Genomic DNA, 13,005 nt, shown 5'->3' with positions numbered 1-13,005 from the left:
AGACGGAGATAGGATCCCCGCCTACGGCAATGGTAAGCTTTACTTTTTAATATTATCCATAGCGGCCTGCATATCCTTGGCAAGCTGATCCGGTGTAGTTTGTTTAATAGTAATAGCTTGTATCCCATTCTGAACGATGTCTACGACATTTACCGGTATGATGCTATCAAACACATAAGCATCTCCTTTTGCAGTCAAAGCCATCATTTCTTTCAAATACTTACTTGTATCTGCCGGCATGTCTACTTTCGCCGGAACGACGATTCCTTTGCTCATCAAGTTTTGATACAGCTCAGGAGCATAGAAGTATTGCAGGAATTTGAGCGCTGCAGCCTTCTTCGCTCCGCTCAATGATTTGCTCAGTCCAATTCCGTATTGGACAACTCCCGCGCTTTTACTTGGATCACCTTTTCCTCCATTAATGGCAGGGAAGAGAGCTATACCTATACTGTCTGCGTTTGTCGTGTTGTTGACTCTGAATTTGGCGTCAATGGTCGAGCTTGTCATCACCATCGTTGCTTTATTTTGCATGAAGTAATCCTGCACCTGAACTTCATCCATCGTATTCATATCGGCGTTGAAGGCATTTGCCTTGGTCAACTCATCTATAATGCCCAATGATTTGACAAAATCAGGGTCTGTAAATTTGGCTTGGCCCTTGCTTACCTTATCCAGGAAGTCGGTTCCGGCTATACGATCTACGACCGGCGATAAAAAGGTGGACTGCATCGGCCATCTGTTCTTGTTTCCAATCGCTAACGGTGTGACACCTGTTCCATTTAACTTCTTCACCAAATCAAGAAAATCTGTATAGGTTTTCGGAAACTCATTATATCCGACTTTACTCAGCATATCTTTGTGGTAGTAAATGATATCGACAAAAGTCATTTTCGCCGGAATGGCATACTGCTTGCCGTTTACGTTATATCCTGCTAAAGCCTCTGGAGGGATTATACCCTTCCATGTATTCATAATTTCATCGAGTGGCATAAGGACGTCGGCTTGGATATAAGGAGTCATCTCAGTTCTGGGGTAGAGGACGAACATATCAGGCATACTGTTGCCGGCTGCTTCGGTACGCAGCTTGGTCCGGTATTGAGCCGAAGGGATATCCTGCGCCTCAATCTTGATATTCGGATTGAGCTCCATGAACTTCTGAATCCGTGCTTTATAAATCTGATTGTCCACATTGGGAGTGGACCAGTTGTACTCCATTGTCAGTGTAACTGGTGTATCCTTTGCGGTTGCTTGCGGTTGGCTTGATGGTGTTGTCGTTCCGGCGTTTCCACATGCTGTTAATGTGACCAATGCTGTGGAGGCGGCAACAAACAGTGATTTTTGATATATACCTTTAATCATACAATCCCCTCTTCTTCTCATGTTATTTTTAGTGACATAAACTTTACAAAGTTATTATATAATGAGGGAAACTTTCAGCACTATCCTATGAATTATGATAATATCCAAATTTTTAATGTTCCAAATATAGGTAATCACGCTAGATAACAGCATTTACACACAATGCTTACTCACCAGGCCGCCACTTCTCCATCCGCTCTGGATTCCGTTCCGCCTGCCAATACTCCGCTTGCGGCATCTCTCCAAATAATCTGCCCTCGACCGAACATGCCGGAATCCAGCGCCCGCTGCACAACATGTCCCTTTCTCGCCAGAGCTTGCGCAATATGGTCTGGAAACTGAGGCTCCACTTCTATCGTTTTTTCTTTCAACCAGCGCCATCTGGGTGCGTCAAGGGTAGCTTGCGGGTTCAGATGAAAATCGATTGCATTCATAACAACCTGCACATGGGCTTGAGGTTGAATAGAGCCGCACATCACGCCAAAGGGACCAATAGGCAATCCATCCTTGGTAATAAATCCCGGAATGATGGTATGGTATGTTTTCTTACGTGGCTCGAGGACGTTATGATGCTCAGGGTCCAGGGAGAAGCTTGCTCCCCTGTTTTGCATGCAAATCCCTGTATCGGGAATAACGATACCGGATCCAAAGTCGCCGGAATGGCTTTGAATGAACGATACCATGTTTCCTTCCCCGTCAGCCGCTGCCAAATATACAGTGCCCCCTTTGAACGGTTCACCTGCTAAAGGCAGCAATGCTTTCATGCCGATTAATCCCCTTCTTTCACGGGCGTAATCTTCCGAAAGCAATTCATCTACAGAGACCTTCATTTTTCTGGGATCTGTAATATATTTTAATCCGTCAACATAGGCGAGCTTTACGGCCTCAATCTGTTTATGGTAAGTAGCCACTGTATCTTTGGCGTCGAAATCCATTCCTTTTAGAATATTCAACGCGATAAGAGCAACCAAGCCCTGACCGTTCGGTGGTATTTCCCAAACATCGTATCCTCTGTAATTTACATGAATTGGGTCTACCCACTCCGGCTTATATGCCGCCAAGTCCTCTTTGGTCAGGAAGCCTTCGTGTTTTTTGAAAAACGCGTCAATTCGTTCCGCCAATTCCCCGCGATAAAACGATTCAGCACCGGTTTCCGCAATGGATTGCAGTGTACGGGCATGATCCGAAGATCGCCAAATTTCTCCTGCGAAGGGAGCGCGGCCTTGTAGAGCAAAGGTTTTCATCCATGGATCATACAATTCACTTTTTAACGCACCGATGTTGTTATAGCCATGCTCCCAGTATTTGCTGATGGTTGGCGATACCGGAAAACCATTGTCAGCGTATTCAATAGCCGGTCGAAGAACTTCCGTTAAGGAAAGGCGGCCGAATCGCTCTGATAAAGCCGCCCAAGCTGCCGGCGTTCCCGGAACGGTTACCGGCAGCAAACCGTAGGCTGGCATTGCACTATGCCCGGCAGCCTTGACTTTATCAAGTGAAATGGAAGCTGGGGAAGGCCCGCTGGAGTTTAAACCATGCAGTTTTCCCTCTGCCCATACAAGAGCAAAGGAATCTCCTCCAATACTGTTTGAATTCGGCTCAACGACAGTCAAACAAGCAGCTGCAGCGATGGCCGCATCAATCGCATTCCCGCCTCTTTTGATCATGTCCAATCCCGCCTGCGCGGCAAGAGGCTGGGTAGTCGCAACCATTCCTTTTCTTGCATAGGTAACCATCCGCCCGGCAGGGTAAGGATTGTATAACGAATCATAATTTAACATTGCTAGTATTCTCCATAAGCATGTAAGTTACCAATTCATCCAGTGGCACTGTGGCTAGAGCTATAGCCGTATCTGTGACACCATAATAAATATACAACAGTCCGTCTTTCACCACATTTCCCGTTGGAAAAATGACATTCGGAATTTGAAAACCGAATTTTTCGTAATAGGCTTCCGGCTCCATGATAAAGTTACGGGTTCTTGCAATAATTTTCTCAGGGTTTTCAAGATCGAGCAGCAAAGCGCCAACACGATATACCGTATCCTTATCAACACCATGATATAAAGTAAGCCAGCCTTTATCCGTTCTGACTGGCGGAGTGGAGCCTCCAATTTTCTTGAATTCCCAATCCTCGTTTTCAGCTTTGGCAAGCAGCTTCGGTTGTTCCCAATGGATCAAATCTTCAGAATACGTAATCCACATCGCTGCTTTTTCCGTGCCGTAGGCTTCACCGACATATTCCTCCGGCCTGCGGAGAAGTGCGTATTTCCCGTTTATTTTCTCAGGAAACAAGATGTTGTCTCTATCGTTAATATCAAGCTGAGTCGTATCGCACAAATAATCCCAGTGAATCAGGTCTTTGGAGGTTAAAATTCCAGAGCGAGTGAGCCAATGCTCCGGTTTCTCCCCCCAGCCGTCAGGATAAGACGGAACGGAACGGTCCGGTACTCCGGCCCCGGTCGGATAGTAGTTCATCGCACATGGACGCAAAGCATAATTCAAGTAAAATGTATCGTCGATCTTTACAATACGCGGATCCTGAATGCTGCCGTAAGGAAACCCGAGCATATCCGGAGTCACGATAGGTTCTTCAACCACATGGCGAAAGTGAACACCATCATCGCTTTCCAGCAGCCCTAAGAAGTTTTTACAAGGAGTTAAAGATTCAGCCGTTCGTTCAATCATATAAAATTTATCATTTTCTATAATAACCGCGGGATTGAATACGGTTACTTTTCGCCAATCATATTTTCCAGGCACTACAATGGGGTTCTCTGGATGCCTTGAAATCTTCATTTCTCTTCCTCCTTGATTCAGTTAGCAATAATTATAAACGCTAAGGTTAAGAGTCGATATCCTACGGAAATATGATAATATCCGAAATACTACAAAACCCAGTATTTGCTTCCTGCTGATAACTAATAATGTTCATCTCGATTATATTCAGTTATCATTGTGGACCCCTTTTTGGTGTTATGATAAGTAAAAAATGCTTTCGATTGGAAGTGTGCACCTATTGAATTTTTCCTGGAAACGAAATCTTATCGTCCTATGGCTTGGGTGTTTTCTGGTTAGCATGGCATACTCCGTCTCTATTCCTTTCCTCTCTATTTTTTTGCAAGATCAATTAGGGATCAAAAGCCATTTGGAAACATGGACGGGCTTTATTTTTGCGATTACTTTCCTTTTCAGCTCCCTGATAGCACCGTTTTGGGGATCCCTCGCAGACAAATATGGACGCAAGCCCATGATGCTGCGCGCGGGAATTTGTCTTACCTTGGCTTACCTGGCCTATTTTTTTGTACAAACTCCATTTCAGCTCACCGGTGTCCGCATCATAGAAGGACTGCTTGCAGGCTATATTCCTTCCGCTATCTCTATTGTGGCTACCAACACTCCGGAAAAGGATGTGGGTTACGCCCTTGGATTGATATCCACTTCAAACGCAACAGCTTTAATCATAGGCCCACTAGTCGGAGGTTTTATTAGTCAATGGGTAGGAACCCGCAACACTTTCTTCCTTTCAGCCATTCTCGTCTTTGTCGCTTTTTTCATAGCGCTTTTATGGGTGAAAGAGCCTAATTTTCGCAAAAAAGCAGAGAAGCGACAAAGTGTTGCAAAAGATTTAAAAGAAGCTCTATCCAATCCCAGGCTGATGTTTATTCTCCTGATAGTGTTCACAACGTCCTTATCCATCATGATCGTTGAGCCTCTGTTGACCGTTTACGTACTTAAATTGGGTTCCAGCAAAAGCTCTGCATCGATGAATTCTGGAATCATCTTTTCAATAGTAGGAATCGCTACTTTGCTCGGGGCACCACTTTGGGGGAAAATAGGCGCGAGGATTGGCTACAATAAAGTTCTATTCTATGGCCTTCTGGGAGGGGGAATCGGAAATATACTTCAAATCATGTTCAATAATTTAATTGGATTTGGTGTGCTGCGCTTTGTTTACGGGCTGTTTTTTGCCGCTGTATTTCCGGCTCTCAACGCTTTAATCGTGCAAATGACGGAGCCCGAGTTTCGAGGGCGCGCCTTTAGCTTGAATCAAACAGCTAACCAGTTGGGTTTGTTAATCGGCCCGATCCTTGGCGGCGTTCTGGCCAATTTGCTATCCATTCCGATTGTCTTTTTGATCAACGGTTTTCTTCTATTATGCATCGCAGTTATTTTTAAACTTAAAAGTATTCCTGCTTCTATCGAAAATAAAAAAGCTCTCCATTTATCGGATTAATAGAAAAAAAACGCTAACGTTTTATTGACGTTAACGTTTTTGGGATTGATCAAATCAATTCTGCCAGCAATTCAGAAGACAAGCCCAGTTGATCGCATAATGTATTCAAGCGACGTATATCCCGACTTGCCAAGAGGCGTTTGCAGCCTAATTCCAATGCAATTTTAATACACCAATTGATTACATATACCAGCGCATCTGCATGGAATTCCTTCGTTGCAAAATCCTTCAAGACAAGTGTATCCTCTTGTACCTCTACGAGAACGTAAGCCCAATATTGGTCGGCAAAACGACGAGCGTAACAAAACGCTTGGGATTCTGAAGGCCTTCCTGAAATCAAGGTTTCAGATAACATTTGCAGCCATTGATCTTCACCCTCATAACCCATGTTAATGTGCCGAATGCCCCAATTAAACGATTCAAAAGCAAGCTGCTTCAGATCTTCAGCCTGTACGACAGGTACCCAATCCTTGGTTGAAAATGGCAGTTTGAAAGCAGGTATATCGATGCTAATTGTCCACCGGCGATAGCGCGGCGAAATATCCATAGACTTCAAATGTTGGGATATGGTTACAGGTATTAATCCTCTGCTATTGGCTATTTGAGCCAATTTCCTAACGGCATCAGGAGTACCCTTTGCAATATCGTTACAATGATGGACCAAAATAACTCCGTTTGCGAGAGAGGGCAGGAGTTTCTCGACGATTTCTTCAGAGCTTGTCCCTGCCCAATCCCCAGAATCCTCACCCTCTATATCAATGTACCCCCATTCAGCCAGCCATGCTATGTTTTCTTCCTTATAAGAACGGTAAGGGAACCTCATAAAGGTTGGACAAGCCAGTCCGGTCGCCTCCTGATAGGCCAATTCAGTGAGCTTTAATTCTTCAAAAAAAACTTCCCTGGAAACCTCGGCCATTCTCCGATGATGATACGTATGAGGAGCTAGTTCATGACCTCGGGATAAAAGAATTCTTTCTTGCTGAGGAAAACGGTCTAACCATTCGCCTGTAAAGAAGAAGGTTCCCACCGCCTGATGCTGCTCCAGCGCTTCCAGCCAATCTTCCATTTTCAAAAATGTGGGACCATCATCAAAAGTAAATGCATAATGAGGCTGTTTCGGATTTCCGTGACTGATGACCATTCCCATCAAATTCTCATCTCCATTGCGCGATTTTAAGCTGGACACCTTATTATACACATTATTGAATGGTTTCTCTAATCGATGCTTGTGGTCGTGCATTTGTAAATCCGTGAGAGCTCCATTATATTCTCCACTAGTCTTTTGAATAACTACGGTTTTTCATTGAGATTCTCCTGTTTATTATGACTTATTACAAGCAGCGATTATAACAAAAATGCCCATAAGAATTATGCAGCCAATATAAAAATATCCAAAATACCTTACAGGCTTTGGCATTGAATTCCATTCGACTCTTCTTGGCGGTCCGCCAGCCTCGATGATTTGAATTTCCTGCATCAATTCATTTACTACAACTTGACCATTGTTTACAATTGGTTCTTTATCAGATTGGGTTTCGTGATTATTATTCATTGAACCACCTCCAGTAAGCTGCTACTAATCTATAGTCCCACTTTAACAATTATAGTTCCATGTAGCTTGTTTTCGACAAAAGCGTCAAGTTTCCATAAGCCCAACGTCGGTAAAGTAATCATTGAGGGGAGAGATGCTTGTGCTCCCCAATTCGATCCTCCTAGTGTCCTATCTGATAGAACAGTTTTTTCCTCACCTTTTTCGCTTGTTGCAATAACTTTAAAGCTCTTCCCGACAAGATCATTTTGATTTCCCCATAATAACCACATATACTTTTGTGCTTTTCCTTCAATAAATGGATTGTTGCTAATCGCTAATCGTCCCGTTTCTCCAATCCATTTATCAGATAATTCTTCGCCCTTTTCATTATTAATTTTCAAGTCAATAGTAGGAGTTACGCTCCATCCCTTTGAAATTGTAGTTGCTTCATTTGAGCAACCTGCAAGAATGAGTACTAACAACATAAATCCAATAAAATTTCTCAACTCAACCACCTCCCATAATATGTATAACGATTATATCTTGCCTCCAATCAAAAAAACACACCTGTCAGGGTGTGGTTTTAAGTTTAAGGGTTTTATCGATTATATCCGATACAGCAACCAAACTTATCGGCTTGCTTATATAATCATCCATTCCCATGGCCAAATATTTTTCACGATCACCTTTTATAGCATGTGCCGTTACCGCAACAATATAAGGATTTTTCTTTAAGGGTACAGTTGTTTTGATCATTTTAGTGGCTTCTATCCCATCCATCAAAGGCATTTGAATATCCATAAAGATAAGATCATATTCATATCTTTTAATAGCTTCTACTGCTGCTTTTCCATCTCGGACAACGGTTGAATTGTAACCAAGCTTCTCGACCATTCTTCTTATTAGAATTTGATTAATTTCATTATCTTCCGCAATAAGAATTTTAAGAAAATTTTCGGCTGAGTTCTCAAATAGATTTGACATATCATAGGTCATGGATTCTAAATAGTTCAGGATCTTAAAATTAACTGTAAAATTAAAAATAGATCCCGATTGTTCTGTAAATGGTTCATACCAAATTTCACCGCCCATAAGCTGAACAAGCTTTTTACAGATAGCTAATCCTAATCCTGTTCCTTCGGCAATGCGTGTCATAAAATGTTCCGCCTGATAAAAGGGTTCAAAAAGGTGGGCAACTTTGCCTCTAGGCACCCCTATACCTGTATCTTTTACTGTAAATTGAAGACATACCTCATCCTTTTCTTGGAAAACACTTTCCACAAAGATCGAAATCGCTCCATGAGGAGTAAACTTAATGGCATTGCTAAGCAAATTCAGCATCACTTGTTTTAACTTCGTTACATCTCCAAGAGCAATGTTGGGAACGTTAGGAGATACGGTGGTAGTCACTTCTAAATTTTTTTCAAGTGCTTTTGGCATGATGACATTTAGCGTTTCTGATAGAACAGCTCTTATGTTAATTTGTTCTTCAAATATCTCGGCCTTACCTGATTCAATTTTGGAAAAATCCAGAATGTCGTTAATAATCGTAAGAAGCGTAGCACCACTATTTTTAATAATATGCACATATTCATTTTGCTCAGAATCCAAATCCGTTTCCAAGAGCAAGTCTGTCATTCCGATGACCCCATTCATCGGTGTACGGATTTCATGACTCATCATGGCTAAAAACTCACTCTTTGCTTTATTCGTCCTTTCCGCGGCTTCTTTCTCAATAATCAGCTTCTTTTGTTCGGATATATCTTTCGCAATGAGGTAAAAACCTACAATTTTTTCATGAATGATAATCGGCGCTAGTGTAGATAATACTTCAACTGTGTCACCATCTTTGCATATGATATAATTTATATTTTGTTCAATAGCCGTGTAATCTTCTGAAACTGAAAGTACTTTAGTAAGGTTTGTTATGCCGATTAATATGGAAATTTTCGATCCAATGAGTTCTTTAATGGTATATCCGGTTAAGCGCTCCGCAATAGGATTGCCATTTATTATATGGCCGTCCAAACCAAACGAGATTATGGCATCGTGATTATATCTTTTTAACGAGGTATATCGCTCCACACTTTCCTGCAACTTTTGTTCATCAAATTTACTCTTAGTAATGTCAATAACTTGAGAAATGAAGTACAAAGGTCTTCTGTCCATTTCATCACGTACTAGGGAAACATGTAATGATCCCCAAATAATATCTCTATTCTTATTAAGGTATCTTTTTTCTACTTCGAAAGAAGAAGTAATACCATCCAACAATTCTTTTAATAAATGCTCGTCAATGCTTACATCTTCAGAGTATATAAAGTCAGTAATGTTATGTGTCAACATTTCATCTTCTGTATATCCAAATATCCTGCACATCGTAGGATTAACACTTATCAACTTTCGTTCCATCGATAGCATGGCTATTCCAATTGGAGCATTCATATATACATGCTCAAATAACGATGGGTGGTCATCTACATTCAAATTCTGCATTCTCCCCATTACCTCCCCCAATCTTCTCTTTAACATATATATATAACCAATCTGATATACTTTGAATCAATTAAGCACCTATTCTATTGCCATACATTAATCCTATGATTCAAGCTTAAAAGTAGTTTTTAAAGTTCATTTTCATTTGATTGGGAGTTGAATCAGACCGCTATCATTCGGCTCAGTAATTGTTTTACTTACAACGATATCCCCGATTACATTAAGAGCTCGGATCTCATAAGGAACGGTAAGGGAAGTTGGCAAATAAGCGAACCATATGGTATGACCTGTTTGGGATTTGGCGAGATTGGCAGAGTATATCATTGGATTAGCGCCGTTTTCAATGATGATAATCCTGTTTACTGTGGGATCTAGAACATCTCCATAGATGACAGGGAAGGGAGTATTAATGCCCGAAAGCTTCGGCATGAACATATAACTCAGTACGGATCTAACACCCTCTATATTGCCGCCAAATCCAAACATACCTCCCCAGGTCCATTTCCATCCAAGCCACGTTTTGCGTAAATAATCAATCTCTAAGTCGGTACCATCCTTCTGGTACGCTCGTTTAATGAAAAGAAGAGTACCGCCATCCACAGGTTCTTTGTGAATGATCTGCATAGATGTATAATTCCGCAATTTTTGAATTGCTTCCTCTGGTGTCCGACCGAGTGGAATTTTATTCGAGCCTTCCAATCCAATAGCTTGCGACATCCGCTGGTCTGCAAACCCGCCAGGCATTTCGTTCAGATAAGATAACGTTAAAAGTATAATAAAACAAACCAATCCTACTCCCGCAGCAGTCAAAAATGATTTTTTGCTTCTTCTTTTTGCCCGCTTAACGTTATTTTGTATCATGCTAATGCGTTCATTGGAAGGAATCCGTTTCTCATTGAACGGACTTTTCTTTAATTTCTCATCAATATCCAGTATGTCATTTGGGGTCTCTTTCAGCATGTTCTTCCTCCTCCCTCATTCTTTTTATCAATCTCTTCCTCGCCCTGTGCAGTCGTGATTTGACCGTCCCTTCGGGAATACCAAGTAATTCAGCCAGTTCGGGTTGCTGCAGTCCGTATTGTGCGCTTAAAATTAATATCTCGCGGCTGCTTTGAGGCAGTTTAAGCACTGAATTCCATTATTCGTCCGAAAAAGCCATTGTGAAATATTCGGATTCAGCTGAGGGCATGGAACTTGTCTCCTGTAGAAACCCGATAAGAGAAACTTTTTTAAGAAAAGCTGACTTTTTGTAATTGTAAGCAATATTACGGGTGATTTTTAACAACCAGGTTTTAACCGTGCTTTGCCCTCGGAAGGAATTGATCGAACGAAATGCTCGGATAAACGTGTCTTGGGCGATGTCATCAGCCATGTGCTCTTTACGTGTCAAAAAAAATGCATATTGCCAAATATCATGCCAATATTTACGAACCAACGTCTCTATCTCGGGTGAATCGATCAGCGAGACGGTTTTTAGATATTCCTCATCCACGACTTTCCTCCCCTCGTGCTTAATAGACAATCCAAAGTGCCTTAAGGTTTCCTTAGCCATGATTCAAAAATGATAAAAATTGATTATAACGAATTTTTAGATGGTCTGCTTGGTATTGGGAAGCTACCATGAATATAAAGCGACTGGAGGGAGGCATGATTTCTTGGATAAGTTTAAAAAGTTTTTAACTTACTACAAACCTTATAAAAAGGCGCTGATTGCTGATTTGTTCTTTGCCTCACTGGCTTCGATGACCGTACTTGCATATCCCATGCTTGTCAATCAAATTATCAAAAACGCAATAAGTGATGCTGGAATCAATACAGATTTAGTTATAAAAATGGTTGGGATCTTCTTGTTTTTGATGGTAGTGGAGTATATCAGCAACTTCTATACGGATTATTTTGGGCATGTGATGGGGGCGAAAATGGAGTCCGACATGCGAAATGATTTGTTTCAGCATTTTCAAAAGCTGTCGTTTCAGTATCACGACAATACTACAACAGGGCAGCTGATGTCGCGTACAACAACAGACTTATTCGATATATCGGAGCTTGCACACCATGGACCGGAAGATACGGTTATTTCTTTGGTGAGAATAATAGGGTCTTTCTTTATTTTGGTAAGTATTAATTGGAAACTCACTTTAACTATTTTTTTGATGTTACCTTTAATGCTTATTTTTGCATATCACTATAGCATAAAGCTGAAAAACGCTCTTAAAAAGAATAAGGAACGTATAGCTGACATCAACTCTCAAATCGAGGACAGCCTTTCCGGGATTAGAGTCGTACAATCATTTGCTAATGAAGAAATCGAAATGGATAAATTCAAAAGCAGTAATAGTCGTTTTTTGGGGAGCAGGAAGAACGATTATAGGGTTGAGGCCTTGTTCTTCAATGGCTTGACCGGGTTCATTTCATTTATTAATATTTTGGTTATTATCGTGGGCGCCATTCTTATAAGTTATAAACAGTTGCTTTTAACAGAGCTTATTACCTTTTTATTATACATAAACACTCTGATTGACCCAGTGAAAAGGATAGTGAACTTTACCCAGAATCTTCAAAATGGAGTGGCTGGATTTGAACGATTTATGGAAACTTTGGCAGCTCAGCCAGACATTACAGATGCAAAAGATGCTTCGGTGTTAAGCAATGTAAAAGGCAAGGTGGAATTTGTAAACGTAGGCTTTCAGTATAATAGTGAGTCTAATTACGTGTTTAGCCATATAAACATTACGGCAAATCCCGGTGATTATGTAGCACTTGTTGGTTCATCTGGAGTTGGAAAAACGACGCTTTGCAGTTTGATCCCGCGTTTTTATGAAACCAGCGATGGTACAATTAAAATTGACGGTATGGATATAAAAACCATAAAGCTAAAGTCATTGCGTGACAATATTGGGATCGTACAACAAGATGTGTATTTGTTTTCGGGTACAATTAAAGAGAACATATTATATGGAAAACCTGGGGCTTTAGAGGAGGAAATTATAAACGCCGCTAAAAATGCAAATGCTCATGAATTTATAATGGGGCTGCCGGACGGCTACAATGCCTATATCGGGCAACGCGGTGTAAAGCTTTCTGGTGGTCAGAAACAACGCATAAGTATTGCACGTGTATTTTTGAAAAACCCTTCTATCCTTATATTTGATGAAGCCACATCCGCCCTAGACAATGAGAGCGAAAGGATGGTGCAGGAAAGTTTTGAAAAGTTGGCTAAAAACCGCACTACCTTTGTAATAGCACACAGGCTGTCCACTATCAAAAATGCGGAAAGGATTATAGTGCTTTCGGAACAAGGGATTGCAGAAGAAGGTACTCATGCCATGCTTTTAGAAAAAAATGGGAAGTATGCTATGTTCTATAACATGCAATAAATAGA

Annotated in this window: 10 protein-coding genes and 1 pseudogene; 2 read left to right on the top strand and 9 right to left on the bottom strand. The window is 41.3% G+C overall.

Annotated features, from left to right (window positions below; translation table 11 throughout):
- Positions 1–39 precede the first annotated feature (39 nt).
- The 3 genes from BLV33_RS22600 to BLV33_RS22590 all read right to left on the bottom strand — a co-directional run bounded on the left by BLV33_RS22600 (position 40) and on the right by BLV33_RS22590 (position 4,158).
- Complete coding sequence (locus tag BLV33_RS22600; RefSeq protein ID WP_253187142.1) at positions 40–1,359, bottom strand: ABC transporter substrate-binding protein; 1,320 nt, start codon at positions 1,357–1,359, stop codon at positions 40–42.
- Between the two features lie 170 nt (positions 1,360–1,529).
- Positions 1,530–3,140, bottom strand: a complete 1,611-nt coding sequence (locus BLV33_RS22595; protein WP_090797232.1) for a gamma-glutamyltransferase family protein — start codon at positions 3,138–3,140, stop codon at positions 1,530–1,532.
- The gene (locus BLV33_RS22590) at positions 3,127–4,158 is read right to left on the bottom strand and encodes a glycoside hydrolase family 130 protein (RefSeq protein WP_090797230.1); all 1,032 of its coding nucleotides are present in this window, start codon (positions 4,156–4,158) and stop codon (positions 3,127–3,129) included. The genes BLV33_RS22595 and BLV33_RS22590 overlap by 14 nt, the downstream gene beginning before the upstream one ends.
- A gap of 193 nt (positions 4,159–4,351) precedes the next feature.
- Here BLV33_RS22590 and BLV33_RS22585 point away from each other — a divergent pair, with 193 nt between their 5' ends.
- Entirely contained in the window at positions 4,352–5,596 is a 1,245-nt protein-coding gene (locus tag BLV33_RS22585) for an MFS transporter (RefSeq protein ID WP_090797226.1), read from the top strand.
- A gap of 49 nt (positions 5,597–5,645) precedes the next feature.
- On the opposite strand, the gene BLV33_RS22580 is transcribed toward BLV33_RS22585, so the two are convergent.
- The 6 genes and pseudogenes from BLV33_RS22580 to BLV33_RS22555 form a co-directional block, all read right to left on the bottom strand.
- Entirely contained in the window at positions 5,646–6,743 is a 1,098-nt protein-coding gene (locus BLV33_RS22580; protein ID WP_090797224.1) for a polysaccharide deacetylase family protein, read from the bottom strand.
- A gap of 174 nt (positions 6,744–6,917) precedes the next feature.
- Positions 6,918–7,148, bottom strand: a complete 231-nt coding sequence (locus BLV33_RS22575; protein ID WP_090797221.1) for a hypothetical protein — start codon at positions 7,146–7,148, stop codon at positions 6,918–6,920.
- A gap of 29 nt (positions 7,149–7,177) precedes the next feature.
- Complete coding sequence (locus BLV33_RS22570) at positions 7,178–7,633, bottom strand: hypothetical protein (protein ID WP_090797218.1); 456 nt, start codon at positions 7,631–7,633, stop codon at positions 7,178–7,180.
- A gap of 64 nt (positions 7,634–7,697) precedes the next feature.
- Positions 7,698–9,623 (bottom strand): PAS domain S-box protein, encoded by a 1,926-nt coding sequence (locus BLV33_RS22565; RefSeq protein WP_090797216.1) that lies wholly within the window; start codon positions 9,621–9,623, stop codon positions 7,698–7,700.
- Between the two features lie 141 nt (positions 9,624–9,764).
- The gene (locus BLV33_RS22560; protein WP_090797213.1) at positions 9,765–10,583 is read right to left on the bottom strand and encodes a hypothetical protein; all 819 of its coding nucleotides are present in this window, start codon (positions 10,581–10,583) and stop codon (positions 9,765–9,767) included.
- Positions 10,561–11,115, bottom strand: a pseudogene (locus BLV33_RS22555) (sigma-70 family RNA polymerase sigma factor). Before BLV33_RS22555 ends, BLV33_RS22560 begins: the two are co-directional and overlap by 23 nt.
- Before the next feature lie 163 nt (positions 11,116–11,278).
- On the opposite strand from BLV33_RS22555, the gene BLV33_RS22550 reads away from it, so the two are divergent.
- A complete protein-coding gene (locus BLV33_RS22550) occupies positions 11,279–13,000 on the top strand; it encodes an ABC transporter ATP-binding protein (RefSeq protein WP_090797211.1) in 1,722 nt (573 codons plus the stop codon).
- Positions 13,001–13,005: the final 5 nt, after the last annotated feature.

This window comes from Paenibacillus sp. GP183, assembly GCF_900104695.1.
Lineage (GTDB): Bacteria > Bacillota > Bacilli > Paenibacillales > NBRC-103111 > Paenibacillus_AI.
Note: the sequence above shows the minus strand (reverse complement) of the source record. Positions and strands in the feature narration are given on the sequence as shown.

What these genes read in the sequence shown, in the direction of transcription:
- BLV33_RS22560 (WP_090797213.1), bottom strand. Translation starts at nt 10,583, where the DNA reads ATGCTGAAAGAGACCCCAAATGACATACTGGATATTGATGAGAAATTA.
- BLV33_RS22595 (WP_090797232.1), bottom strand. Translation starts at nt 3,140, where the DNA reads ATGTTAAATTATGATTCGTTATACAATCCTTACCCTGCCGGGCGGATG.
- BLV33_RS22575 (WP_090797221.1), bottom strand. Translation starts at nt 7,148, where the DNA reads ATGAATAATAATCACGAAACCCAATCTGATAAAGAACCAATTGTAAAC.
- BLV33_RS22565 (WP_090797216.1), bottom strand. Translation starts at nt 9,623, where the DNA reads ATGCAGAATTTGAATGTAGATGACCACCCATCGTTATTTGAGCATGTA.
- BLV33_RS22580 (WP_090797224.1), bottom strand. Translation starts at nt 6,743, where the DNA reads ATGGGAATGGTCATCAGTCACGGAAATCCGAAACAGCCTCATTATGCA.
- BLV33_RS22590 (WP_090797230.1), bottom strand. Translation starts at nt 4,158, where the DNA reads ATGAAGATTTCAAGGCATCCAGAGAACCCCATTGTAGTGCCTGGAAAA.
- BLV33_RS22585 (WP_090797226.1), top strand. Translation starts at nt 4,352, where the DNA reads ATGCTTTCGATTGGAAGTGTGCACCTATTGAATTTTTCCTGGAAACGA.
- BLV33_RS22600 (WP_253187142.1), bottom strand. Translation starts at nt 1,359, where the DNA reads ATGATTAAAGGTATATATCAAAAATCACTGTTTGTTGCCGCCTCCACA.